The sequence below is a fragment of the Furfurilactobacillus cerevisiae genome, assembly GCF_048961765.1.
Taxonomy (GTDB): Bacteria; Bacillota; Bacilli; order Lactobacillales; family Lactobacillaceae; genus Furfurilactobacillus; species Furfurilactobacillus milii_A.
Map to the genome: position 1 here is coordinate 2,518,874 of NZ_CP185253.1, position 26,798 is coordinate 2,545,671.

Genomic DNA, 26,798 nt, shown 5'->3' on the forward strand with positions numbered 1-26,798 from the left:
ATTCTTGATGGCGTTTCTGCGATAGGTCCCGCTGGAAACGACTACAACGTTCCCACAGCCGCTAGCTCCACCAAGTTTTGATCCGGGTCACGAACATATAAAGATGTCATCGTCCCCCTTGCACCGTGGCGCACCACAGGACCAGTTTCGATAATTAAATGTTGCTGCTCTGCCCATGTGACTAAAGCGTTCGGTGTCTCATCCGTCATGAGACAAAAGTCACTGCTACCAAACGTCGGCTGCGCAGCTACCGGTAAATGAGGATGGGCTTTTATCTGAAGATTAATTTTCTGATGCGTAGACAATCGAATCGCTGTCCGACCATCCTCAAATTGTTCAATGGTCAATCCTAACCGGTCCCGATAAAATTTCACGCTCCGCTCAACATTGGCCACCGTAAGGACAAAATGATCAATTTCAAACGCACTCATTTTTTGTCAGCTTTCTTGCGGCTACCGGCATTCTTTTTGGTGTTGGAAATATTATCCTTTTTATTGCCAATTTTCCCTTTAGCCCGCAACTGATCAAGATGTTCATACAAAATGCCTTCACGAACTCCATTCTCCGAGAAAATAACACGGCCGGCATCCAAGAATCGCATAATTGTAACAATTGGCGTAATCCCTGCCGCAATAATATCTGCGCGATCCTTTGAGAGACCAGGAATAGCCTTTCGCTCCGCCAAGTTATGTTCAATAATTTCTGCGTAAACATTGTCAACTTCGGAAACGCTCATGCGAAAACCATGAATATCCTCAAAGTCGGCCACATTCTTTTGTTTTCGCCGAATCTTTGCCAAGGTTCGGTTTGAACCGCCCAATGCGACGAGCGGTAAATTCTGTCCCCGTTGCAGCCACCACAGTCCATTGAATAATCGTTGAACGGCTGTCGACAGTCTAAATAAGTCAACTGCAGCGAGCTGATCCAAGCCGTGCTTTAAAAAGGTTTCCGACAAGTTGACTGAACCAAATGGCAAACTCACTAAATTTTGTTCCCGTCCGTTTTGAACCAAAACCAATTCACAAGAAGCACCACCGGTATCCATAATGACGCAGTTAGTCACGGGTAACGTATTGATCACGCCTAGATAGTCGTAATGCGCTTCTTCCGTACCGGAGATCACTTCAATGTTTAAGCCATGAACCTCTGAACGTACCCGATCCAAAAACGCCTTTTGATTGGATGCATTGCGGACCGCCGCCGTTGCCACAGCCTTTAGCGTTAGATTGGGGAGTTGTGAATATTCTTCATAAAAGCCCTTCAGTGCTTCAATGGTTCGATCCATTGGCGCCTGTTGTAACGCGCCAGACTGTCCCATGTCTTCTGACAAACGGACAAACTGTTTGCTCATTTGGCTACGTTTAAAGCTACCATCGTCGTTGATTTCCGTAACTGTCATCCGACACGAATTGGAGCCTAAATCAATGACCGCAAAATTTTCCACAATTGCCCTCCTTATCAAACTCGCTCAACATTTAATCTCAAGTTACTCGTCATCAGAATCGTCATCAGTAGCCACTTCATCCAAAGGCCGCATCAGCGGTACGAATGGCGTCTGCGGTTGACTAGTTGCCAGCTTAGCATCTGCCTGAGACTTACGAGCTGCCTCTTTGATCAAGCTATCCTGAACATCTAATGGTGCCAAACCACGCCGGTCCACCTTTTGCCACGTACCATCCGCATGTAACACGCGCGTTTTGACATTATCATGCCACATTTGATCATAAATGTGGCCTACCCGTTCCTTAATATCATCTTGGAGAATCGGAAAGAGTAATTCTACCCGACGGCTAATATTACGTGTCATCAGATCAGCTGATGATAAGTACAATTGATGCTCGCCATTCGCATAAAAGTCATAGATACGGCTGTGTTCCAGCAAGCGGCCAACGATCGAATGAACGGTAATGTTATCAGATACACCAGGCACACCGACCTTTAAACATACGATACCGCGGACAATCAGGCTTATTTTAACCCCAGCGGCCGAGGCTTCATATAATTTCTCAATCATACCTTTGTCGGACAGTGAATTCATCTTCATCTTGATGGCCGCCGGTAAACCAGCCTTAGCGTTGGCGATCTCATCATCAATGCGATCGTACAAGAAGCCACGTAACGTCGTCGGTGCAATAGCTACCCGTTCAAAGTGATAAGGCTCGCTAAACCCCGACAACATGTTAAAAATGTTTGAAGCGTCAATGCCCATCAGTGGATCTGCTGTAAACAGGCCCATGTCAGTATATAAGTGCGCCGTCACATCGTTATAGTTCCCCGTTGCCATGTGCATGTATCGTTTGATGCCGTCGGGTTCTTGACGAACGACTAACAGTAACTTACAGTGCGTCTTTAAACCGACCAGTCCATAAATAACATGACAGCCCTCACGTTCAAGCATTTGTGCCCACTTCACGTTATTCTCTTCATCGAAACGTGCTTTTAATTCCACAAGCACGGTAACTTGTTTCCCATTACGTGCGGCCTGAGCCAAGTACTTAATGATTGGTGATTGTGAAGAAACCCGGTACAGCGTCATTTTAATGGCTAACGTGTCAGGGTCTGTCGCCGCTTCATGCACAAACTTCACGACTGGATCGAAACTATCATACGGATGCTGAACGAAAATATCGCGTTTTTTAATTTCGTCAAACAGATTATCCTGTCGCAACGCTGGTTGAATATAACCGGTGAACGACGGATACATCAATTCGCTGTGTCCTTTCACCTGCTTAACCAGCTTGCTCAAAAAGCGCAAATCGATGGGACCCTTAATGTCATAAACGTCCTTTTCTCGTGCCTGCAAATCGTGAATCAGTTGTTTTCTCAACTGTTTAGACATATCAGCTTCGATTTCCAAACGCATAACTTGCGTATGATCGCGAACAGCTAGTTCATGTTCAACTTCCTTTAGTAGGTCGCTGGCATCTTCTTCGGTCACGTCAAAATCCATATCGCGAATCACACGGTACGCACGCGCCTCTTTCACTTTAAAGCCAGAAAATAACTCACCCAAAAAGTGCTTGATGACTTCTTCTAACAAGATAAACTCGTTCGCGCCAGGCAAACTAACCACTCGGTTAAATGTATCAGGTACCTGAATCGTTGCAAAACGGTGTTCCTTTTTGCCGCTTTCTTCATCCTTGGTATTCTTAACCAACCGCAAAGCAATGTTTAATGTATTATTACTGATAAACGGAAATGGCCGGGAAACATCCACTGCCATTGGCGTCAGCACTGGGTACAACACTTCACGGAAATACTGTGTTAGGAAACTGACCTGAGCAGAATTCAATTCGTCATACTGACGCAAATGAATACCAATTGTTTCCATCTGGGGCACGATTGACCGATTTAACGTACTATATTGTTTCTCAACCAATTGATGAACCTTTTCGCTGATTGCTTCCAGCTGTTCACTAGGTTGCATCCCCGACACATCTGGCTTGGTGTAATTAACATCTTCCATCTTCCGCAGTGAGGCCACACGAACCATGAAAAATTCATCTAAGTTACTTTGCGTAATCCCAATAAACCGTGCTCGTTCCAGCAAAGGATTATTTTTGTCACGCGCTTCTTCCAATACTCGGTCGTCGAAGTCAACCCAGCTTAGCTCCCGGTTGACATATAAACTTGGATCTGAAAAATCCATCCTTATCCCTCCTGTCGGTTCAACTCTCCTATATTGATTCAAACCGAATACGTGTCATTTCGCCACTGCCGCTTAGCAGTTCTTTAAAAATCGATACACCACTAAAATCGACCAGTTCTCCTCAAAATCGGCGTCATGCCGTAAACCTCTTCGAAGAATTTACGTTTGCCATTGAAAGTCCAAGTTTCCAACTCAATGTCATCATTAGCGGTGGCATGGATGATGATCTCTGGCTTCTTGATAGAAACACTGATTTTAGAAATCTTATGCAGCCGACTGTCATCTAGCGCATCTGCCAAACGTAAAATAGCCGCCAGCTTTACCATCACTAACCGATTATCCATTGTGATGTTAAAACGGCTCAAATCAGCCGATACCGTTTCAGAACTGTGGTACCGGGCAATAGCGGCCACTTCCACCTGTTCATCAGCGCGCAAGCCCAACATTTCGGAGTGATTAATAATGTACTCGGAGTGAAAAGCATGTTGCGTACTATCAATGAACAAACCACTGTCCTGCAAAATAGCGGCCAATTGGAGTAGCAGACGCTCACGAGAACCCAATCCATGAATCTTCTTCAAACGGTCAAACAGCTGGGTTGCAAACAACACGACAGACTGTTGGTGCCGTTCATCGACGTGAAATCTACGCGCCAACTCATAAGCGGCCCCCAGCATAACCTGACTGACCGCATCGGTATTCCGTGGATGTTTCTTCCGACTCATTTCTTCATCTACGACACACCCATCAATCACTTTAAAGTCAGTTAAGTGAATGGACTTTGTGTGCAAATGATTGAAGACCTCATCCAGTAATAGGAAAAGTGGTAACACCTCATTAACTTGGTCAGCCGGTAGATTGTTTTGGTTCAACATGTCCTGCGGCGTCATTTGTACAACTGACTGGAATTGTTTATCGAAGTCTTTGCGACTTAATTGAACGTACCGTTTACCCTTGGGAATAAGGTTCTCCAACAAGTTCAGTTTGGAACCCATCAAAATAACCTTGTCAAACGGCTCATCGGGTAAGTATTGATATAGACTCACTAGCTTTGAATGCAAATAATCGCTAAGGACTTCCTGATAGGACTCCACTTTATGCTCTAAATTCTGCAACTGGGTCGCAACTTGAAGCGGGCCTAGGAACAACTCCCGGGTTAACGTTAAGTGCCCATCAACAAACATCATGAAATGCACCATGCTGGCACCAACTTGCATCAACACGGTTCGACCACTAATGAGTTCGTTGAAGTTGGACAACAACTGCGCTGCTTCATAAGAAAACAGCGATTCCTCATTGACCGTCATAAAATGCAAGGTCACGCCCGTCATGATGTAGATGTGATCACGAATATAATCAATGTTCTCCGCTCTGGTAATTGTATGTGAGGCCACCAGGCGATAATCCGTCACGTTATAATCCTTCAGCAATTGCAAGAAACGCTGAAGAATCGTGACAACTTCGTCAGACCGTTCCGGGTCAATTCGTTTCCCCGCAAACAAATCGTTGCCTAGATGAATGGGTGCACTGACCCGCTCAATGACTGCTTGTCTCTTAACATCAACGATAATTAGCTGCATGTCCTGCGCGCTAATCACCATTGCGCCATATAAACTTCCTTTGGCCATGACATCCCCCTCTTACTTATTTCACGCTTTTTTGTCCGTTTGCAAATGATTCAAAATTTCATGCAACTGCTGTTTTTGTTCGTCGGTAACCGTTGGATATTCTGGCTTCAAGGCCGCTAATCTGGTCGTTAAAATGTCTGAAACAACCATCCGTGAATTCCATTTAGAATCCGATGGAATGATGTACCACGGATTTTCCTTTGTAGCCGTGTGATTCAGCATATCTTCATAGGCCTTTTGGTAATCATCCCAAAAGGCACGTTCCTTGATGTCAGCCGCGGAAAACTTCCAGTTCTTATCAGGCACTTCAATGCGTTTTTCAAACCGACGTTTCTGTTCGTCCCGCGAATAGTGGAGAAAGAACTTCACCATGATAAAACCGTTGTGCTTTAAATATTCTTCAAAGTGAGTGATGTCACGAAAACGTTGATTAAAAAAGTCATCCGTGACGTCGCTAAGCTGGTTAATGCCAGGCAAATGCTGACCCAATAATATTTCAGGATGAACACGGCTAATCAACACGTCCTCATACTGGGAGCGGTTGAAAATTTGAATACTGCCGCGACGTGGGAGTGCAGAAGAAATTCGCCATAAATAATCGTGGGCCAACTCGTTACTCGTTGGTTGTTTGAAGCTCACCACTGATGTCCCTTCTGGGTCTAAACCGCTCATCACGTGACGAATCATGCTGTCCTTACCAGCCGCATCCATTCCTTGCAACAGCACAACCACACCATAGCTAGATTGTGCATATAAACGCGACTGGAGATCGGCCAATTTCGTAATGTTGTCAGCTAACTGAGCCTTGATTTTATCCTTGTCTGGCACGGGGCTTGGCAAACTGGTTGCTTGATTCTTTAAATGAAGCCGTTCACTACCATCAAAACGATATTCACTTTCATAATTCATCCTACCCACTCCCAACTTTCTTGCTAAAATCCTTGGCCGTTTCATGTTAACTTCCTGCCAATTTTCTTAGCAATTCTCTTGCTAACTTTATTTTACTGGCTTCCCTAACAAAGTTAAATCAAATTAATCAAAAACACGCCCCTTTTTGGAAATTGTCGAAAAACTTGTTCTCGAGTGAACAAACTATGCTACCGTTATGATGTAAGTTTGTTTGATTCGTCAGTGTTCGTTGTCCTTACGAATTAGACTGAAAACACGGTGGCATCGTCCACAAATACGGAGGATTCTCATGATTAAAATGGTTGCTTTGGACTTAGACGGCACTCTATTGACGAGTGACAAAAAAATCAGTCCACGTAATGAAAAGATTTTAAAACAACTCCATCAGCAAGGCATCAAAGTGGTGCTCTGTACTGGTCGACCAATCAACGCCATTTGGAAATATATTGAACAGCTTGGTCTTACTAACGAAGACGATTACACCATCACATTTAATGGCGCATTAGTTATTCAAAATGTGGGCCACCAAAAGCTATTTCAACAAGGCATTAGAAAGGAAAATTTATCCTTACTCCACGACTACTGCAGTGAACACCACTATCCACTCGACGTCTTGGACTTTGAACAGGTTTGGCCACTGGCTGACTTGCCTAACTCCTATTACGAAAAAATGCTCAACGCGGGGTTAACCTTTACTCACCGTGATTTCAAAGACTTACCCGAGGGTGACTACAGCAAGGCTGTCATGTCCTACGACCCAGACGTACTGGACGATGCCGTTGCCAACCTCACGCCGGCAATGACAGCCAAATATCACGCAGTTCGCTCACAACCAAAGATTCTTGAATTTTTGGATAAAGACATGGACAAACATGTTGGCCTTAGCGCTTTGTTGAAACACTACAACATGACGTTTGATAACCTGATGTCATTCGGTGATGCTGAAAACGATCTAGGTATGTTGAAAGCAGCCAAAGTTGGCGTAGTTATGGATAATGGCAAACCCGAAATCAAAGCGGCGGGCACCGACGTTACGGGTAACAACGATGACGACGGTGTCGCTCAATTTTTAGAAACGTTTGCCTTCTAAAAATTGACGGAACCATCTTCTCATACACTTAACATACGTAAAAAAATTGGCTATGTTCGTTTGAATTGAACATAACCAATTTTTAATAGACTGTCACATATTTTTACCTAAAAGCATAGGAGGTTTATATGAAAGTATTACTTGGGTTAAAAGGCAGCACGGATCCCGCACAATACCGTAACCGGCTCCAATATCATCCCGATGTCTTCGAATTTTATTTAGATCAACACGATTTAACACCAGAAGGCCTCAGCCATTTGCAGGATGCCATTGACGAAGCAAAGGATGTCACGCCAAGAATTGTGATGCACCAACCGATGCGGTATGGCAAGTGGTTCAACGAAATGGTCACGCCGGAAAAAGAAATGCCGGACTTGTACCATTTTTTACGGTACAGTTCCGACACATTGCTAAATTTAGCCGTTAAAAACGACATTCAGTTATTACTACATGGTTCTTACTCGCGGCAAACGCAGCATTTCATCGATCTGTATCCCAATTTTGAAACAGCTCAACATGTTGTCTTCGAACGTTTGGATGAATACGCCAAACAAGGCGGCGACCACATCATGTTCGAAAATTCTATCTCGCCACTATTTTTCTATGGTGATCCCCACATGGATCAGGTTATTTTCGATCGTAACTACCGGTTGGCGTTTGATACCAGCCATTGTTTCATCAAGAATCACGGCAGCAATGATGTGCTGGCAGCATCCCTAGCCAAACTGGGTGATCATGTCGTTCACTACCACCTTGTCGATTCAATGGGCCTAACGCACGATAGCCTAACGCTTGGACTTGGCCGGATTGACTGGGCTCGCGTATTGCCACTGCTGAATCCTAAAGCATCCAGCATTTTCGAAATTAATCTGGCAGATCCTACCAAAGCCACAGAAATGCTCAACTCATATGACTACCTAAAACAAGTCGCAGCAAATTTAGAGTAGCATCGAAAACATGGCAAACGCATTATTTGCAAAGTGGAGACCAATGTCGAAGCGGATATCTTTTGTTTGAACATAAGTTGTCGCCAAGATAGCGCCCATAACGAAGTATACCCAAGCATCTGGTGTCCACAAATTTGTGTGCAGTTGGGCAAATAGCAGGCCATTCACGATGATTCCTAGAACTTTCACCCACCGTTTATTCAACTTCATGAAGAAGTAATTAAAGAACAGGCCACGGAAAATGAGTTCTTCCAGAATTGGTGCGCCAAACACGCCAAAGTACAAAGTTAACCACGGTGTTGTCTTAAACATCTGTTCAATGGCCCTCTGATTCTCCGACGACTTGCTGTGAATCAATCCTTCTGCCACGATCAACGCAATCAGTGCAATCACCATCAAGCCAAGTACGAGCCATTTGTGACGACGGGTGGGTTGTTGATCAAAATAACGTGGTTCGCGATTAGCTAATCCATTTTGATATGCTCGCCATAACGCCCAGAACACCAAAATACTTATTATTGTGGTAAGTACGCCAAACGTGATTTGGGCAGGTACACTCGTCAATCGGAGCATGCTGGGCAGTTGTGAAAGCGTTGCCGCCACTTGTTCAAGCAGGAACAGGCCAAACATTGCGCCGGCTCCCATTAGATACCTTCTGATACGGTCTGCTGTCATTTATCGTCACCACTTTTAATCCATTTATTAGGCATATCATAGACAGTATATTGCGATGAGTGCAAGGAAAACTGTCTTGACTAATTTTTATATTAGCAAAGCGTAAACACGCTGGCCTCTCAAAAAAGCTGAGAAGTCAGCGTGTTTTTTATCATATGGCTTTGTTTGTACTAAAAAGTCGCCTGCGGTTGTCAATATTAAAACACTGTCGTGGGACCGATTCGAGCCTGTTAAACCACAGTCTCTCATCTCGCGACTTGGTTTCAATATTGACGCCCTTCGGCTAATCTTCACTAGACAGGCCATCTACGATTTTTTTAATATTTAATTAGCCGTTTTCTCTTACGTTGTATAACGCTAGCTGACTTACACTATCGCCGGATTGCTGTGCCTCCGTCAATGCCGTTCTCAACAAACGTGTCGGAACGTACGACGATGATGTCGTTGGCTCATAATCGATTTTATAAGCCTTAGCAGTTCCTGAGGACGTTACGGGAGCGACCCAAATACGATAATGACTTCCTGCGCGTAAGCCATCAAAACGAACCATATTTTGCTCTGATGTACCAGACAATGCTGCACTAGACAATCTTAAGGTGATTGGTGCTGACCATCCTGCCGGTGCCTGTCCACTTGCTAAGCCTGATGGCAAGTCAGTCGCCGTTTTTGTCAGCGTATAGTTGCTAACTGTTTCCGTACTGATTTTTTTGGCCGGTGCCTTTTTAGGCGTCGTTTTTTTAGTTGAACTCTGTGAAGACGCTTTTGATGAATCTTTCTTTGATGTTGCCTTTGTTGAACTTGACTGCGTTTGGCTAGTGGCTGGCTTCGACTCTGCCACCGGTTTAACGGTCAGCATGCCGACACCAATTGCCGCCAAAGCAACGATTAAAATATAAATATAATTGCGGGGCCGCATAAAAACCTCCTCAGGGGGTTGCTGCTTAAGAACAGAACAATAACTTTAATGCATAATTATCGCCTCAAACGGAAACGGTGTCAAATTTGCACAGTTTGCGCGCAATTCTGCCAAGCTCATAAAACGCGGTCAATTGAGTGCGTCAGTAATATTCGCATTGGTATCAAGCTGATATTTTAGACCACTTACTATTGCGACTGGAATACCTGCATCACGCTGTCCCATCTCCAACCCAGCCGCAGCAGCGACCATATCACACAATGTTTCTGTAGACCGCATTGGCGTTAATCCATACACACCAATTGCTACTTGTGTTGCACCCTTTTTGTCAGGCCGTCCATCGCTATCTGTAATGACAACAGACACGGGCACACTAGTCAATCTTGTTATTGTCTCCGCGATACGTTTAGCTGATTGATCTGGATACCGTGGCAACAGAATAGCTGATTGTGAATCGAGTTTATCTACGCCAGCGCTCGTTAAAAACAGGCCATTCGGTAGCCGGGCACCTATAAATCCCTCACTAATCGTTAACCGTGCACTACTTGCATCATCAATTTCATTCAACATTAACTGAATTAAACGAGCATCTTTGCGAGGAACCTGTTGATGAATCTTCATTGCTTCAGATGATGGTTGAACATTAGACAACAAAACTTGCCGTTCTTCAGCAACTGAAACAATTTTCGATGCCACGCATAATATGTCATACGGTTTGATCACAACATCATTATCCTGGAAACCTGTAACAATCAGTTTTCCAAGATCATCTTTTGCTTCAATTTGGTTGATGCCTTTTAGACCTATCACTTCTACCAAGAAATCATCTTCCTCATGTCATTTAATATTAACGAAGTTTTAAAGCACAGAGATCAGATTATTAAGAAAATGAAGAGCAATAGGTAGATTGCAAATTTAATCCGAATTTTTGGACAAATTGGTCAGCATAACCTGATACGGTGTTTTCCAGTCAAGTATTTTAAGCGGTCTCTGGTTAATTTGGAGTAACGTCGTCGTTAAATCTTGAGCACTAATGTGCTCAAAACGAGTCCCCTTAGGATAAAAATAACGTAAATTCCGATTAAAGCGTTCATTACTACCACGTTCAGCTGGCGTATAAGCATGACAGTAATAGGTCTTAATACCATATTGTGATTCAAATGATACTAGCCCACTAAACTCAGTACCACGGTCCACAGTAAAACTGTGCACCGGTCCATTAAAAGTTGTTAGGAACTTAGTCAGTGCTTCATTAACACTCGCTGTCGTTCGGTCCTTTAACCGATATGCCCAAAGGAACCGTGATTTGCGATCGATTAAAGTTAATAAAACTGCCTTACTATGCCCACGAGGGCCAACGACGGTATCTAGTTCAAAATCACCGATGCGATTACGTTGATTAATCATCATGGGACGCTGTTCAATCGATCGCCCCAAAGATTGATTATATTTGGATCGTTGGTCAACGTTACGCCGTTGGCGTACGCCATGTTCAGGTAGATCATTCAAGGAGAAACCAATTCTCCCCTGATTTAGCCAATTATAAATAGATTTAGTCGCTAGTTTAAATTCGTGAGCAATCATTCCTGGTGACCAGCTTAGATGTAAATGGTTGAGAATTGTTTGCTTTAACTCATCGCTCAGCTTAGTTTTCCGACCACATCGTGATCGCTTGTATTCGGCATCTGTTTGTGCTAATTCAGCCTGATAAGGTTGACATCGAGATAATTCATAAGAAATTGTTGACGGTGATCGGTTCAGCCGAACGCCCATTTGGATATTGGACAGCCCTAGTTCACAAAAGGTTTCGATTTTAATTCGTTCGGAATAGGTTATACTAGACAAAAGATCAGCTCCTAAAAGATGGGTTTGTTGTAAACACCATTTTAAAGGAAGCTGATCTTTTTTGTCCGAACAGCGTTCGGATTAATTTTACAATCTACTAATACTGTACTTAATATTCTTGGTTGTCACATACGTTGTCGCAAAAATCATTCCCATCACTGCGTAGACCCACATACCTGGTGAAAGTAGCGATGTGTGCAAACTGGCAAAAAATAACCCGTTGACAACAATTCCTAAGACTCGTTTCCACGGGTTAGCCATTCCCTTGAAAAAGAAAACAAAAAATAGCCGTCGGAAAAGCAACTCCTCAATTATTGGTGCCAGAACAACTTCGACATATTCGGTAAGAACTGGCATCCCCATCATAGACCGTTCAATCATTTTCTCGTTTTCTGGCATTGGCGTTTTAATGAGTGGTTCAACGCTTAAAAATATGATTAATGCGAGAAACATGACGCCAAACATCAGCCATTTATGCTTACGGGTAGTCTGATGTTCAATATACGCATTACCATAATAGCGTCGTGCATCGTCGATCGTATACAATTCTAGCCAGATAAATAGAATCGAAGTAATTGTCACCAAAATAATAAAGAGCCATTGATAATCTCTAGATTCAGATACACCTATTATTTCAGGCATGTGTACTGGAAGCTGTGACGTTTGATACAAAAATAGCATCACCCAAATGGTAATAATACCAATGACATAACGACTAATTCTTGCTTTCATAAATAACACCGGCCTTATATCATCATTTATAATCTTTTTAGTTATTTTACAACGATTGCAGTATTTAGACACGAAATGACTTTTAACAACGTTTTCGCTGAATTATTTTTAATGGTAAAGTAGATTGTAAAATTAATCCGAACGCTGTTCGGACAAAAAAGATCAGCTTCCTTTAAAATGGTGTTTACAACAAACCCATCTTTTAGGAGCTGATCTTTTGTCTAGTATAACCTATTCCGAACGAATTAAAATCGAAACCTTTTGTGAACTAGGGCTGTCCAATATCCAAATGGGCGTTCGGCTGAACCGATCACCGTCAACAATTTCTTATGAATTATCTCGATGTCAACCTTATCAGGCTGAATTAGCACAAACAGATGCCGAATACAAGCGATCACGATGTGGTCGGAAAACTAAGCTGAGCGATGAGTTAAAGCAAACAATTCTCAACCATTTACATCTAAGCTGGTCACCAGGAATGATTGCTCACGAATTTAAACTAGCGACTAAATCTATTTATAATTGGCTAAATCAGGGGAGAATTGGTTTCTCCTTGAATGATCTACCTGAACATGGCGTACGCCAACGGCGTAACGTTGACCAACGATCCAAATATAATCAATCTTTGGGGCGATCGATTGAACAGCGTCCCATGATGATTAATCAACGTAATCGCATCGGTGATTTTGAACTAGATACCGTCGTTGGCCCTCGTGGGCATAGTAAGGCAGTTTTATTAACTTTAATCGATCGCAAATCACGGTTCCTTTGGGCATATCGGTTAAAGGACCGAACGACAGCGAGTGTTAATGAAGCACTGACTAAGTTCCTAACAACTTTTAATGGACCGGTGCACAGTTTTACTGTGGACCGTGGTACTGAGTTTAGTGGGCTAGTATCATTTGAATCACAATATGGTATTAAGACCTATTACTGTCATGCTTATACGCCAGCTGAACGTGGTAGTAATGAACGCTTTAATCGGAATTTACGTTATTTTTATCCTAAGGGGACTCGTTTTGAGCACATTAGTGCTCAAGATTTAACGACGACGTTACTCCAAATTAACCAGAGACCGCTTAAAATACTTGACTGGAAAACACCGTATCAGGTTATGCTGACCAATTTGTCCAAAAATTCGGATTAAATTTGCAATCTACCGTAAAAGTACTAAATCGAGCTTTAATGATGTTGAAATATCGTTCATTGCCAACAGACGAACGGAGCTCTGATGCTTAACTTCGGTGACTCAGTCAAAATGCACAGCACAATCTGAGCTGGATGGCGTCAAACATGAACGCAAGTCGTGAACGTGGTGTTAATCAGGCGGCTCTAATGCCTGATTTACAGCACAGGGACGGTCGTGAAGACGTGAACTTCGGCTTTACGGCGAGGTGAAAGACGGTGAACTTCCGGCTTGAACCGGTCCCACGACGGCGTTCATGTTTGACAACCGCAAGCGTCAGCTTAACCATTAACTGACCTCTGCATTAACAATGAGTACAGCAAAAGGTCGCTACCAATTTGTCATCGGTAACGACTTTTTCAAACTTCATTTATTTCAAAGAATACTTAATCTTAGTAGGCACCGCGAGTCTTAGTTTCAACACCCTTACCGTCGTAATCCTCTTCCAAAATTTCCTTCAATTCAGAAATCAGAGGTTCCTTAGGGTTGGCAGTTGTACATTGATCTTCGTAAGCCAATTCTGCTAATTTGTCGACAGTTGCATCGAAATGCTTCTTGTCCACGCCGTTAGCCTTCAAGCTCAATTCAACGCCGACACTGTGTGCTAAGTCGATAAATGCTTGAACCAATGCTTCAACTAATTCTTCAGTCGTGTCACCCTTCAAACCAAGGTAACGAGCAGCTTCAGCGTAGTCTTCGTCAGCACGGTAGTATTCGTACTTAGGCCACATAGCCAACTTAGTAGGCATCTGGGCGTTGTAACGAATCGTGTGTGGCAAAGTGATGGCGATACATAGACCATGGGCTAAGCCGAATTCCCCACCAAGTTTGTGGGCAACAGAGTGGTTAACACCCAAGAATGCGTTAGCAAAAGCCATACCAGCTAAGGTTGAAGCATTGTGCATTTCTTCCTTGGCATGGGCGTCACCATTGTATGAAGCAGTCAAGTTGTTGTAAACCAACTTCAGGGCTTGTAATGACCATGGCTTCGTGTAGTCTGAGGCCAAGCTTGAAACGTATGATTCAATGGCGTGACAGAAAACATCCAACCCAGAGTATGCGATTGTCCGCTTAGGCACAGTCATGATGAACTGAGGGTCCACGATGGCAACGTCTGGTGTCAAAGCATAGTCAGCCAATGGGTACTTAACGTGAGTCTTGGAGTCAGTGATAACAGCGAATGGTGTTACTTCTGAACCAGTACCCGAAGTAGTTGGGATAGCAACGAACTTAGCCTTGTTAGGCTTTTCAAACGTGTATGTCCGCTTACGGATATCCAAGTACTTCTGCTTAGCACCGAAGAAGTCTGCATCTGGGTGCTCGTAGAACATCCACATGTTCTTAGCGGCATCAAGTGGCGAACCACCACCGATGGCGATAATCGTGTCAGGCTTGAATTCGTTCATCAAACGAACACCGCGGTCAACCGTGTCTGTTGATGGGTCTGGTTCAACCTGGTCAAAGACTTCGATTTGAATGCTGGTAGCGTTTGGACGTTTGCGAAGACGATCGCGGACGATGTCAACGTAACCGTTCTTAACCATTGAAGGTGAAGCAACGACGAAGACTTTTTCGACACCTTCCATATCAGTTAAGTAACGAACAGAGTTCTTTTCAAAGTAAACTTTACTTGGAATCTTAATCCATTGCATGTTATTTCTCCGTTTGGCAATCGTTTTAACGTTGATTAAATCAAATGATGAAACGTTGTGCGAAACGGCGTTCTTACCCCATGAACCAGTTCCTAATGTTAAGGAAGGAATCATGTTGTTGTAGATGTTACCAATCCCACCAACGGCGGAAGGTGTGTTAATCAAGACACGGCTAGCCTTCATGCGAATACCGAATTCGTTCATCAAATCTTGATCTTCACTTTGGAGACCGGCTGTATGGCCAAGACCACCAAAGTCTAGTAATTCTTCACAAGTCTTCAAAGCTGCTTCACGTGTTGCTGCCTTGTAAACGGACAGAACTGGTGACAATTTTTCAGCTGACAATGGGTAATCAGGACCAACGCCATCGATTTCAGCTAACAGCACTTTAGTGTCTTCTGGAACTTTGATGCCAGCTAATTTAGCAATTTCGAATGCTGACTTACCAGCGATAGGTCCTTTGACACCATGCGTAACTGGGTTAAACATTGCATCGGCCAACTTCTTCTGGTCAGCTTTCTTGATAACAACTGAGCCCAAACGTTTGAATTCAGCCATTACATCATCGTAAATGTCGGCATCGATAACAGCTGAGTTTTCAGAAGCACAAACCATCCCGTTATCAAACGTCTTAGATAAAGTAATGTCGTTAACGGCACGTTTGATGTTAGCAGACTTTTCAACGTAGACAGGACCGTTACCAGGTCCAACACCTAAGGCAGGCTTACCAGTTGAATAAGCAGCCTTAACCATGCCAGGACCACCAGTAGCTAATGTTGAGGCAATACCATCGTTATTGATCAACAGGTTCGTTGCTTCAATAGAAGGTGTTTCGATCCATTGGATCATGCCTTCAGGAGCACCGGCTGCAATTGCAGCGTCGCGAACAACTTTACCAGCTGCCACACAAGATTTTTGTGCTTGTGGGTGGAAAGCAAAGATGATTGGGTTCCGTGTCTTAACGGCAATTTCTGCTTTGAAGACAACCGTTGAAGTTGGGTTAGTAACTGGTGTGATACCAGCAATAACACCCAATGGTTCAGCAACTTCAGTGATTTCTTCAACATCATCTTCACGGATGATACCAACAGTCTTGTCATCCTTGATCTTGTGCCAAATGTTTTCTGAGGCAAAAATGTTTTTAATTGCTTTGTCTTCAACAACACCACGGCCTGTTTCTTCAACAGCTAGCTTAGCTAGTTCCATGTGTTGGTCTAAGGCAGCCATGGCCATTTCGTGCACGATGTGGTCAATGCGCTTTTGGTCAAAGTCATCCATTTTGGCTAATGCTTCATGGCCTTTGTCGACTAACTTCTGAATCGTTTCTGCGATATCAGTTGTGTCTTTTTCAGCCTTCTTATCAGTTTTAACAACCATTGTTTGATTTCCTCCATCAATTTACAGGTTATTGTTATCTCTTTCACAATTAGTATCATATCACCATGTAAAAACTTTGCAAGTCTTTTTGCTCACAAATTAACAAAGAAAATTATAGTAAGCGTTTACATCTTTACTATCAAGGGATTTAGTGCCGTAACATTTTTTCTAGTAGCGTTTTTTAAAATCTGAAAAGTTATTGTGAATATTTAAACTAGCCATCAAATATATGTGCAGTACTGCGCTAACTTACGTAAGTGATGACGCGGCAACCGTAAGATACAAATAATCGCCGTAAAAATCTTGATGATCTTCACGGCGATTATTTATGTCATAACGAATAAACGTATTTCTGAAAGGACCAGCAAAACAAGGTCCACATTTAAAAACTAATATTCTGGTGATTCATCCGGTGTCGGAACATCCATTCCTCGATCTACCTTAGAACGACCGGTCGCGTAATGAAACTGAAAATCAGGCTGTACATTGAAGATATACACATTAAAATTCAAACTGCCATCCGTTGAAATCGCCTGTAAATGGACACCATTAGCCATCTCGTTATCTCCTTGAAAAATGGCCTGTGCCTGATAAATAACCTTCTTATTATCACGCAGTGCATTGCGCACCTTGCTTTCGTAAATCGTTTGTAGCGTCTGATTGCTAAAAGCCGTTTGGGTGAACAAGTTCTTTGGATTGTTCTGATCACCCGATTCATTGTTTGGACTGTACTCACCATCCTGATCAATCCCGCCTGACAGTGAATAGGCAATCAAATGACCGCGATTAATAATGGCTTGACCGTTGACCATCTTTTGATGCCAGCCTGTGGGTTGGACATATTGTCGAACCCTCAGCGAATCATTGGCCACGTTACGGGACTCTAAATAGGCTGTGTTGGCCGTTGACGTCCGATTTTCATTATCCAGTGCACTGTAAATCACATGATTACGTTGCCAAGCGTTCTTGTTTAACGTACTGCGATTATGGTTGACCGCAACCACCGCTGGTTTGCCCGACGCATAAGTTAGCTTCGCTAAAGCAGCAGCATCTGTAGCTTGAGTACTTCCCTGCTCAGATGTTTGTTCATGGCTGGATTGAGTCGTCTGTTGTTGACTTTGATTGACTGGCCCGCTGGCCTGACGACTCAACGTAAACGCTCCAAAGACAATTGCGACAACTACCGCTGCTACTACAGCGTATATTACATTCTGACGATTTCGCATGTTTTCTCCCCGTCTAGTTATCTTTGTATTTTATTCTACCTAATAAATAGAAATGACGGGGCACATTGCGTAAAAAAAGTTCATGACCCAAACTGGATCATGAACCGGAATTTACTTTTGTTCAACTGGCTTTGGCTTCACGATCTCTTTCGTGAGTGCCAGTAACTTCTCCGATTTCATCTTATCTAACACTGCATTAACGGCGATTTTCATCATTTGATCATTCAAATTGGTCGCTGCATCCGTACTCAGCGTGCCTTGCAGACCGGCCAGCATAAGGTCAATAAACGTATCATAAGCGCGTTTAGGGAATAAGCTTGCAGTAACTTGATCCATCCCCTGGCGAATTGTATCCATTGAATACGTTGGCTTCAGCAAACCTATCAACAAGATATCTGCCACCTGCATAACCTGATACTTCTTCTTTGCTGGTGCCAAAATAATGTTGTGCTTAACGTAATTATTGATCATTGCCGGCGTCACCGAATCAACATCCAGTGGGCCCAGGGTGTCATTAACATAAGCAACAACTTGATCCATATAAAGATCAAACTTTGGCAGCTCATCCCACTTAGGTAGTTTAACCTCCGCAAGGTGTTGTTCCCACTTGTGATAGTCATTAAAAGAATCAGCCATGCTCGTTGTCCTCCTTAGACACTTTGACTAGTTATGCTCTAAGGATAGAATAACAGCTTCATCTAGTTTTGTAAACTAGATGAAGCTGTTATTTAACTATATTATGGTTCATTCACATCACGAAAGGCAATGTTGATATTGCTAGTTGCTTCAAGTTCATCATAATAAGCGGCCATCGTCGCGTCATAATACGGTGTTACCCACAGTGTTGCAATTCCGAGTGAAATCCCGCATAGCAGCACCAACCAATAAAGCTTAATTGCATAACAAAGTATTCCCACTTATGTCCGATCATCAGCTGACGGCTGAGTGACAAACTTGTCCAGACCCCCGACCAGATGGATGCTTGCGGATCACTATCGTGCAAATCTTTGTAAACATAAACTGACTGTGAAAACATCAAAGCAAAAATAAATCCCGGAATGATTACTAGCACAAATCCGATTCCAATTATAAAACTTGCAATTATCCCCATCGCAAGCAATCCAAAGATAGCCGCTGAACCAATAACCCGAAAGGCATCGGTCCCGGGATTTACCGTCCGTTTGGGATTGCGAATCCAGTCTAGGAACGTATAAGTGACGCCAAGATTAATGCCCCACGCCAGCACACTCAAAATAAACGGCCAAAATGACATATGAACATTCATGTTTGTCATATCAGCATAAAAATTTGCCTGATGCGTCTGATATGAGCCACTGAACCATGACAAAAGCAGTGGAATAATTACCAGCAGAATTGCCCGTCCCCAGTGTCCACGCAACAAGTCCTTTGCATCTTGTTTTAACTCAACTCTTGTTTTCATTAAAAAAGTACCCCTTTCAAATGACGCTGTTGACATGACGCCAACAAAGTCCTTGAAATAAAGGTACTTGAAAAGTTGCTTAAACACAAATTGTTTGTCGCTATTATTATTTTTATGAGTTTAGGCATGTTGTGCAATCTGTTCACGATTTTCAGCGGCCAGTGCAACATAGTAGCCTGTCACCGTCAATTGATAATACGGCGCTAACCAAATGAAACCAATTCCAAAAGTAGCAATACTCAACAAAAGCCATCCAAGAAAACTCAACTTCAGTTTGAATAGCTCCCATTTATGGCCAATCATCATCGACTCACTTAGAGACACACTGTTGATTACTCCTGACCAGACGTTCATGTTCGGATCTGCTTCGTGTTGATCCTTATAAATATAAACTGACTGCGAAAACATGAGCCAAAAGATAACGCCAGGGACGATTAAGAGACTGCCGATCAAGATAACGAAACTCATAAACAGAGCCTGCACTAATAACGCTAACATTGTATTTATGGATAATCCAAATACGTGAGCTGGTAGTGACTGGTTGATGACATCCTTATCTCTGACCTAATCTAATAGTGTATACATGACCCCAATCGACAAGGCTACCGAAACAATAGTAAATGACAAACTGGGCTGATCAACAAAGAAACTATTGCTTGGCCATTTAAAGTTACCATAAAGATAACCCCATGAGATCAATCCCAAAATCACTGGCACAATCGTAAGTTTAATTGCACGTTGCCAGTTACCACGCAACGTCTGACGTGCATTTTTCTTCAATTCAGAATTGGCAAGCATGATGATTCCCCCGTTCTGATAATCAACTTAGTAATACATTATTTTTCTATAATATATTCTTAACCAATCCAAAATAAAAGCAAAACGTCTTGTGTAATAACAACGTTTTGCTTTTGTCTTTTTAGCTATACCAATTAGTTAATTTCTCAATTAATCGTTGCCTTCAATCAGGGTATCCAACACCCGATTAATATCGTCAAACTGATAGCCCTTACCATATAAAGTTCGTTTGGTCCGATTCAATCGTTCACGATCATCATAGCGACGATTGCGATGCCAAACTTTTTGCGCCTCGTGGGTCAATAAGTCGGTTTCCGTATCTTCATCGCGTGTGAGTTCAATTTGATTCATGACTTGGTCAATGGTCTCACGCTGAAATCCTTTGGTCATTAATCCCTGAATCACCTTTTGTTTTTGAGTTGAAAATGGCTTACGAGCGTAATGTTTTGCTAGCTTTTCAGCCACCGTCACGCCATTTTCGACCAATTCATCGTCCTTAAATTCAACCAATGCGTTATCAATTAGATTCTCGCCAATCCCTTTTTGTCGCAAATGTTGACGAATAACGATTGGCCCCTTGTCCGATGTATTGCGCATTGTGCGAACATAAGCACTTGCGTAAGCTTGATCATCCAGAAGATTGAATTCTCGTAACCGCTCCAATGTGGATTCAATGACATCATCATCAATCTCCAGCGTTTTAAGCTTGTCCGTAACTTCTTTTTCAGAGCGTAACTGACCAGATAAGTAGTCTAGCGCTCGATTATAAGCTTTAGCGACATCATCTGCCGCAATAATTTCCGTTTGTAAGTCTTTGTCGATGACCATTCCCTTAAAAATTCGGTATTTGATCATGACTGACTCACTGATAGGAAAAGCATATTTACCATCTAAATAAACGTTGTAACGACCAGCGCGTTTCTGTGCTTCAATCATCGTCACTTCGTTTTTAGTCCGACTGGTTCGCGAACTATGATCAGTCGGCGCTTTCTTGTGTTTAGCCAAGAGATCGGCCGCAATGTCAGCGCCGTTAGTTGAACTCGTATGTGGTTTGGAACGTTTTGATTTTGGTACACCCACATCGCCAATTAAAATTGGTTTATTTTCGTGATCGCTCATTGTGGCCTCCTTGTTTGCCAAATTTGATCAAACTTTTTTCTATTATTCAATCCGCAGTATTGGTACTTAACCGTGACACTTCCCGATTCCACCACCACGCAATCCCCAGTAAGAACAAAGCGATGAGAACCATGACGATATCTTGCCAAGCACGACAAACCCAAATAATCGCACCAGCAAACATAGCCGCGCACGTTGCGTTGCCGAACAACAAGCGCCAATGTTCGTTTGCACGATGAGAACCATAAGTGGCTAACATCATCGCAGAACCACCTAAGAAAAACCACAGTCCAATCGTCATTAATAGTGCAAATTGCCAGCCGATTAACTCGTGTTTCAAATATAACGTCACAATCGCGGCGACTAAATCTAAACCGACAAATACAAAGTAATGGATATTAATGAGTGCGATGCCCGCCGTCCGTTTGTGCCGGTCAATACCTTGTTGGTAAATCGTAAAGTAGACCCAAAAGAGTGCCACAATAATGAGAAAAAACGGAATCGACAGCCAGTCAAAATGGTGAACATCGACAACTTCGGTAACCGCGATAATCGCTTCACCAAACAGTAACAACGTAAACAACGAATACCGTTCCGTCAGATGTTCAAACATCGCTGGAAAGGCGGTCAATCTGTCCTTCATAAAGATTGGCGCAATGTTGGCATAAATCATCGACAGAATATAAACAACCTCGCGAACACTGTATGGCGCCCACGGAATGATCGTAATGGCACCGATAACACTGGTAATAATCAAAATACGCGCCAGCCCATAAGCCACCTTCAGTTGTCGTGGATCCGTTAAATGACGACTGCGTAATAGGTACTGAACGGCAATGCTAAACAGTAACAGCGAGGTTGCCCCGGGAAAGGCAATCTGTGTGGACGCAAAATTCGGCGTCAGTGACTGTGACAACACAATCACGATAAACATGTCAAACAACATGAAGACGCTGTGTTGAATGTTCTCTTGAAAAAAACGGTTAACCAACACCGTTTGATACGTCCACACCGTCCAAAACATAAACACCATGACGGCAAATTCGACCAAATACAGTGCAGGAATGGTGTCATGGTGAACTAAATGCAAAACCGTCGTGATGCGACTAATCGCATAGGCAAAAATCAAATCGTAAAACAGCTCGATATTACTTACTTCTGAATGTTGACGCAATTCTCTCATGAACTACACCTACTTTTGCGGCTGAACAGCAGATGATTCGCCCATAACTTTCTCTTCATAAGCAATAACATGAGCAGGATACTCAGGAAAGTCAAAACCAAGTTGATCCGCAACAATTCGCGCCGTTTCGATAAACAGTTGACTGGCAGTTTGCAACGAGTGCCACGTTGCCGCCGCGCTATCCAAACGATACGTTTCAATCAGCTTATCGTAGTCCTCTGTCGGTAATTTATCCTTTAGTCGACTGTCATTCTTACCAACACTGATCTGAAAGTTAGTGTTAACGCCCACTGACCACTCCAACATTTTTAAGAGTTCTGCACGGACTGGCGTTTCCATATATTGGTTGGCATACAACAGCTCACCACGTTTGAGTCCCTTCATGACGTACAGGCTGACCCAGAAAAACTCATTTACACAATTTTGATAATCCTCTTCCGTCGGCTGAGCAATGTGAAAATCCCAGTCAGAAGTCTCAGGTTGCGCCTGAACCGGATGATCCTTGTCAAAAATCACCGTGTTTAAGTGTTCCGCCGCTAAATAGGCATCCATATCACCCACGCAGGCAATCTTAAGATCCAGCCGATTTCCATCCGTAAACTGCATTAAATATGGGTACCATGGCTGCATTGTGCCACTAAACAGTGCACCCGTTGGCTTTTGCATCATCAATCGCTCGCCAAACACATTTAGCCAGTCATCATTTTGCCGAAACGGTGTCGGGTCCTTTACAAAATAAGTAATATCAAAGTCTGCAAACTGATCCTGGTGGGCCGCCGGATTGTTACGTGAACCCTCCATGCCAATCGCCCGAATATTATCGTCCTTCTCGGCAACGGACTGAATCAATGTCATCATTTTTTGTGCACTACGCTGTGTCATGATGTTCCTCCTAACAACCCCAAACTCACGGTTACTCTTATGAGCAATTATAGCGCAGGTTTTGACGCAGGTCTTTGATTAGCCCTAGTTAAACATACGCAAAAAAGTCCGTTTGAAACGAAAAAAGATGGTTTTATCAGCAGGAAATGTGCTGGTAAAACCATCTGATAAATCATTACCCAGAAAGCTTGTTTAAACTAGTTAATTTCAATATCGTGATTACGTTCTTCATTGGCATCCGTCTTAGGCAACTTGATGGTCAATACACCGCCATCGTAATGTGCTTCAATGTTATCACGATCAACGTTTGGCAAATAGAACGAACGATTTACATTACTGTAACTACGTTCATGGCGAAGAACACGCCCATCATCATCTTTGTCATCACGGTTGTTTTCATGTTCAGCTTGAATGGTCAACGTATCATTGTTGTACTGCAACTTAATGCCATCTTTTTTAAAGCCAGGCAACTCGGCACTTACTTCGAAATCCTTGTCATGTTCAACCACATCGGCACGCATTGAGCCACCGTGACGTGTCATGTCAAACATGTTGCGTGGGAAACCAAAGAAAAAGTCGTCCTGAGGGTCGTTAAAATCATCATTTCTTAAATCGTAACGCATATCAAAAGTCTCCTTCTTTTTAGTCTTAAATGGTTACTCCCATCTACACGGATTATAATAGTCAGTATTGGTCAAACATTCAAGTGATTTGACTCATTATTTCAAATTATTGCAGGCTGTGTGTACGAACTAGTTCAATTGCTTGATGCGGTTGCGTTTTGCAGACTGAAAACGCCGTCCCATGAGGAACCGTTTCAGCCTCCGAAGAGCCGGAGTCTTCAACCTCGATTCTGAGCCACGGCCCGTCTCAGAACTCGTTCCACACTACTAAATGGTCAAAGTACGCCCATTAAGTAGTGTCGACATGGGACTCTGTTTCCAGTCTGCTCCACTCGGCTACACAGCGGTTTTCACTGTAATGTTGTGTCTTGCTAACAAATTTTGAAACAATAAAAGACCGCGAACTTTTTATGAATTCGCGGCCTTACTGTCTATACTGTTTAGTAGGTTTCATCTTCAACCAAACCACCGTTTGGCTTCAACTCATTTACACCCAATTCTTTACCCAAAACAAGTAATGCGTCTTCACGCGTCTTGATTTGATCCATATCCCAAATTGCGGAATGAATGGATGAATCATCGTAATCAAATTGTTCAAAGTAAATATATGGGTCTGAGTTACGGTCTTCTGAAGCTGCGATAATCTTAGTCGAGAAGCCATGCGCCCAATCCCGATCGTCTAATTTCGGAAAGTCCTTTACTGAAATAAAGCCCTTGTCTGCAATAATATCTAGGGCTTTCTTAACGTCGGCATCGTCATATTCAATGTTGGCATCATTATATTGTCCGTTCTCGTCTGCCATCATCAGCATCTCCTCTTTATTTATAAATCCAGCATAGCACTGTGGATTTTAAATGGTAAGCGAATCCACTCTTTTCTGCTGACCTTATTAGTAGCTGGTTAATGTGCTCATCGTTCCGGCAAATAGAGACGCCGTTTCATGGGACCGGTCTCAGCCTGAAAGACACGGTCTTCGACCTCGACTTGAAGCCTAACCCTGTCTTCAAGCTCGTCCCGCACTCACTAAGCGGCTCAACCCTTGCCGCTAAGTGGTGCCTTCACGAAACTCTGTCTCTATTTGCTTCCACTATGTAATAGCTGGTTTCTTCCAACATTCAGATAAAAGTCTAATCACATAAATGTCGTTCATCTATTCTGTTATATGAGCTGGAGGGCGTCAGCATTGAAACCAAGTCGTGAAGGTTCTGTTAATCCGCGATTTTACGGATTTACAGAACGGACGGTCATGAAGACTCGGTTTTAGAGGCTTCATGACGAGGTGAGAGACTATGGTTTGCAGGCTCGAACCGGTCCCACGACGGTGTTGCAATGTTGACAACCGTAAGCGCAAGCACAACTATACGGAAGATAAAACGTATTAGCACAGTGTTTAAGGTCAATAACGACAACTTAATCGTTACTTATTTACGAATAAGCGCGTAAAGTGTTTTGTTCTCTATAGCTGGCGCGTTATAATTGTGGCAGACTTTTGAAACAAGAAATGGGGAATATTCCGTTGGATAGTGGTGAAATAATTAGCAACTTAGTCATTATGCTAATTACTTTTGTATTTGCTACCTTTTTCGTGGCGGCTGAATTTGCGTTGGTGCAAACGCGGCCAAGTGTTCTGGAAGAAGAACAGGACAAACGCGATAAGAAATCAAAGAAGATCGATGTGGCTACCAGAATGGTCCACAACCTAAATGAATATTTATCAACAACACAGATTGGGACCACACTGTGTGGGATCATCCTTGGTTGGATTGGTGAAGAAACAGTAACAACGATGTTGGTTGACCTGTTTGGTATCGTTAACCTCAATTTCAACACAACCTTGGCACATGCTATCGGTTCTGTTGTTGGGATTATTTTACTGACGTACTTTGAAGTGGTTATTACCGAAATCGTACCAAAGAACATCGCAATCGACCGACCATTCCAAGTCTTGATGTTGGTTGTTACACCATTACGTTACTTCCACGTGGCCTTCTACCCATTCGTTTGGCTATTGAATACTTCGGCAAACGGGATCGTGAAAATGCTTGGGATGAAACCTGCCTCTGAAAGTGATGAAGCTTTCAGTCAGGCTGAAATCCTGAATTTGTCACGAAACGCCGTCTCCGGTGGTGAACTAGATCAGGAAGATTACGTGTTCATGCAGCGGGCGTTTGAAATGAACGACAAGGTCGCTCGTGACATCATGATCGACCGTACGCAGTTGGAGGTCGTTGATGTTACTGACACCGTTAAGGACGCTCTGCAGGTTTACTTGACTGAGCAATTCAGTCGCCTCCCCGTTGTCGCTGATGGTGACAAGGATAAGATTTTAGGTTACGTCTTTAACTACGACTTGATCCGTCAAAGTCAGGTTGACGATTCCATCAGTGTTGCGAAGGTGCTACGGAACATTATCACGGTGCCTGAAACCATGCCAATTCAAGATGTGCTGAAACAAATGATCAACAAACAAACGCCAATCGTTGTGGTTGTTGATGAATATGGTGGTACTTCTGGGATCGTTACGGATAAGGATATCTACGAAGAACTATTTGGCACTGTTCATGACGAAATTGACGATGTCTCTGACGAATATATCTTCAAGCAAGATGACGGTTCTTACCATGTTTCTGGGAAAATGACGTTATATGACTTTGAACGTTATTTCCAAACGGACATCAAGAAGTTTGAAGAGTCCGAAGTGGTTACGCTGACAGGTTACATCATTGAAGCAGACCCAGATATCAAAGCTGGCGACAGTTATCAAATTGGTGACTTCCAATTTACTGCTCTTGATTACGAGAACGCCTATATCAATTGGTTTGAAGTAATTCGCAAACCAGTTGAAGATACCGAAGAAAACAGCGACTCTGAGGCCCCTGTAAGCGAAGAAAAATAATTGTTTTAAAAAAAGGTTCATCA

General features: G+C 43.0%; 25 protein-coding genes. 4 read left to right on the top strand and 21 right to left on the bottom strand.

Annotated features, from left to right (window positions below; genetic code table 11):
* Positions 1 to 41: 41 nt before the first annotated feature.
* The 5 genes from ABUE36_RS12465 to ABUE36_RS12485 all read right to left on the bottom strand — a co-directional run bounded on the left by ABUE36_RS12465 (position 42) and on the right by ABUE36_RS12485 (position 6,186).
* Complete coding sequence (locus tag ABUE36_RS12465; RefSeq protein ID WP_421016830.1) at positions 42 to 431, bottom strand: VOC family protein; 390 nt, start codon at positions 429 to 431, stop codon at positions 42 to 44.
* Positions 428 to 1,447, bottom strand: coding sequence for a Ppx/GppA family phosphatase (locus ABUE36_RS12470; protein ID WP_225439185.1), 1,020 nt, complete (start codon positions 1,445 to 1,447; stop codon positions 428 to 430). Before ABUE36_RS12470 ends, ABUE36_RS12465 begins: the two co-directional genes overlap by 4 nt.
* A gap of 39 nt (positions 1,448 to 1,486) precedes the next feature.
* The gene (locus tag ABUE36_RS12475) at positions 1,487 to 3,649 is read right to left on the bottom strand and encodes an RNA degradosome polyphosphate kinase (RefSeq protein WP_421016831.1); all 2,163 of its coding nucleotides are present in this window, start codon (positions 3,647 to 3,649) and stop codon (positions 1,487 to 1,489) included.
* 101 nt (positions 3,650 to 3,750) lie between these two features.
* On the bottom strand, positions 3,751 to 5,277 hold the full coding sequence (locus ABUE36_RS12480; protein ID WP_161002153.1) for an exopolyphosphatase: 1,527 nt from the start codon (positions 5,275 to 5,277) through the stop codon (positions 3,751 to 3,753).
* A 21-nt stretch (positions 5,278 to 5,298) separates the two neighbouring features.
* Complete coding sequence (locus ABUE36_RS12485; protein ID WP_161002152.1) at positions 5,299 to 6,186, bottom strand: polyphosphate kinase 2 family protein; 888 nt, start codon at positions 6,184 to 6,186, stop codon at positions 5,299 to 5,301.
* 289 nt (positions 6,187 to 6,475) lie between these two features.
* Between ABUE36_RS12485 and ABUE36_RS12490 the strand changes: the two genes are divergently transcribed.
* Together ABUE36_RS12490 and ABUE36_RS12495 are read left to right on the top strand one after the other, a co-directional pair.
* Positions 6,476 to 7,276, top strand: a complete 801-nt coding sequence (locus tag ABUE36_RS12490) for a Cof-type HAD-IIB family hydrolase (protein ID WP_421016832.1) — start codon at positions 6,476 to 6,478, stop codon at positions 7,274 to 7,276.
* A 128-nt stretch (positions 7,277 to 7,404) separates the two neighbouring features.
* Entirely contained in the window at positions 7,405 to 8,223 is an 819-nt protein-coding gene (locus tag ABUE36_RS12495) for a sugar phosphate isomerase/epimerase family protein (protein ID WP_421016833.1), read from the top strand.
* Here the strand turns inward: ABUE36_RS12495 and ABUE36_RS12500 are convergent.
* The 5 genes from ABUE36_RS12500 to ABUE36_RS12520 form a co-directional block, all read right to left on the bottom strand.
* Entirely contained in the window at positions 8,215 to 8,898 is a 684-nt protein-coding gene (locus tag ABUE36_RS12500; protein WP_161002149.1) for a CPBP family intramembrane glutamic endopeptidase, read from the bottom strand. The genes ABUE36_RS12495 and ABUE36_RS12500 overlap by 9 nt on opposite strands.
* 328 nt (positions 8,899 to 9,226) lie before the next feature.
* On the bottom strand, positions 9,227 to 9,814 hold the full coding sequence (locus ABUE36_RS12505) for a hypothetical protein (RefSeq protein WP_161002148.1): 588 nt from the start codon (positions 9,812 to 9,814) through the stop codon (positions 9,227 to 9,229).
* A 129-nt stretch (positions 9,815 to 9,943) separates the two neighbouring features.
* A complete protein-coding gene (locus ABUE36_RS12510) occupies positions 9,944 to 10,624 on the bottom strand; it encodes a coenzyme F420-0:L-glutamate ligase (RefSeq protein WP_347877382.1) in 681 nt (226 codons plus the stop codon).
* A 105-nt stretch (positions 10,625 to 10,729) separates the two neighbouring features.
* Positions 10,730 to 11,659, bottom strand: coding sequence for an IS30-like element ISLpl1 family transposase (locus ABUE36_RS12515; RefSeq protein WP_096109805.1), 930 nt, complete (start codon positions 11,657 to 11,659; stop codon positions 10,730 to 10,732).
* Between the two features lie 87 nt (positions 11,660 to 11,746).
* Positions 11,747 to 12,391 (bottom strand): CPBP family intramembrane glutamic endopeptidase, encoded by a 645-nt coding sequence (locus tag ABUE36_RS12520; RefSeq protein ID WP_421016834.1) that lies wholly within the window; start codon positions 12,389 to 12,391, stop codon positions 11,747 to 11,749.
* Positions 12,392 to 12,608: 217 nt separating this feature from the next.
* Between ABUE36_RS12520 and ABUE36_RS12525 the strand changes: the two genes are divergently transcribed.
* Positions 12,609 to 13,538 carry an IS30-like element ISLpl1 family transposase gene (locus tag ABUE36_RS12525; RefSeq protein ID WP_096109805.1) on the top strand — a complete coding sequence of 310 codons (930 nt, stop codon included), beginning with the start codon at positions 12,609 to 12,611 and terminating at the stop codon, positions 13,536 to 13,538.
* Between the two features lie 431 nt (positions 13,539 to 13,969).
* Here the strand turns inward: ABUE36_RS12525 and adhE are convergent, their stop codons facing one another.
* From adhE to ABUE36_RS12580, 11 genes are all read right to left on the bottom strand, one after another.
* Positions 13,970 to 16,606, bottom strand: a complete 2,637-nt coding sequence (adhE, locus tag ABUE36_RS12530; protein ID WP_161002145.1) for a bifunctional acetaldehyde-CoA/alcohol dehydrogenase — start codon at positions 16,604 to 16,606, stop codon at positions 13,970 to 13,972.
* Between the two features lie 389 nt (positions 16,607 to 16,995).
* Positions 16,996 to 17,832: a DNA/RNA non-specific endonuclease gene (locus ABUE36_RS12535; protein WP_161002144.1), complete on the bottom strand. Its 837-nt coding sequence runs from the start codon at positions 17,830 to 17,832 to the stop codon at positions 16,996 to 16,998.
* A 111-nt stretch (positions 17,833 to 17,943) separates the two neighbouring features.
* Positions 17,944 to 18,468, bottom strand: coding sequence for a DUF1836 domain-containing protein (locus ABUE36_RS12540; protein ID WP_421016835.1), 525 nt, complete (start codon positions 18,466 to 18,468; stop codon positions 17,944 to 17,946).
* Positions 18,469 to 18,664: 196 nt separating this feature from the next.
* Positions 18,665 to 19,273 carry a DUF975 family protein gene (locus ABUE36_RS12545; RefSeq protein WP_421016836.1) on the bottom strand — a complete coding sequence of 203 codons (609 nt, stop codon included), beginning with the start codon at positions 19,271 to 19,273 and terminating at the stop codon, positions 18,665 to 18,667.
* Between the two features lie 120 nt (positions 19,274 to 19,393).
* Positions 19,394 to 19,741, bottom strand: a complete 348-nt coding sequence (locus ABUE36_RS12550; protein ID WP_161002141.1) for a DUF975 family protein — start codon at positions 19,739 to 19,741, stop codon at positions 19,394 to 19,396.
* Between the two features lie 96 nt (positions 19,742 to 19,837).
* On the bottom strand, positions 19,838 to 20,071 hold the full coding sequence (locus ABUE36_RS12555; protein WP_161002140.1) for a hypothetical protein: 234 nt from the start codon (positions 20,069 to 20,071) through the stop codon (positions 19,838 to 19,840).
* 150 nt (positions 20,072 to 20,221) lie between these two features.
* A complete protein-coding gene (recX, locus tag ABUE36_RS12560; protein WP_162855674.1) occupies positions 20,222 to 21,007 on the bottom strand; it encodes a recombination regulator RecX in 786 nt (261 codons plus the stop codon).
* A 229-nt stretch (positions 21,008 to 21,236) separates the two neighbouring features.
* Positions 21,237 to 22,373, bottom strand: a complete 1,137-nt coding sequence (locus ABUE36_RS12565) for a low temperature requirement protein A (RefSeq protein ID WP_161002138.1) — start codon at positions 22,371 to 22,373, stop codon at positions 21,237 to 21,239.
* Positions 22,374 to 22,382: 9 nt separating this feature from the next.
* The gene (locus tag ABUE36_RS12570; RefSeq protein ID WP_421016837.1) at positions 22,383 to 23,255 is read right to left on the bottom strand and encodes an aminoglycoside 6-adenylyltransferase; all 873 of its coding nucleotides are present in this window, start codon (positions 23,253 to 23,255) and stop codon (positions 22,383 to 22,385) included.
* Between the two features lie 197 nt (positions 23,256 to 23,452).
* Complete coding sequence (locus ABUE36_RS12575) at positions 23,453 to 23,878, bottom strand: Hsp20/alpha crystallin family protein (protein ID WP_421016838.1); 426 nt, start codon at positions 23,876 to 23,878, stop codon at positions 23,453 to 23,455.
* A gap of 440 nt (positions 23,879 to 24,318) precedes the next feature.
* A complete protein-coding gene (locus ABUE36_RS12580) occupies positions 24,319 to 24,684 on the bottom strand; it encodes a hypothetical protein (RefSeq protein ID WP_017261587.1) in 366 nt (121 codons plus the stop codon).
* A gap of 711 nt (positions 24,685 to 25,395) precedes the next feature.
* On the opposite strand from ABUE36_RS12580, the gene ABUE36_RS12585 reads away from it, so the two are divergent.
* Positions 25,396 to 26,775 carry a hemolysin family protein gene (locus ABUE36_RS12585; RefSeq protein ID WP_421017485.1) on the top strand — a complete coding sequence of 460 codons (1,380 nt, stop codon included), beginning with the start codon at positions 25,396 to 25,398 and terminating at the stop codon, positions 26,773 to 26,775.
* Positions 26,776 to 26,798 lie beyond the last annotated feature (23 nt).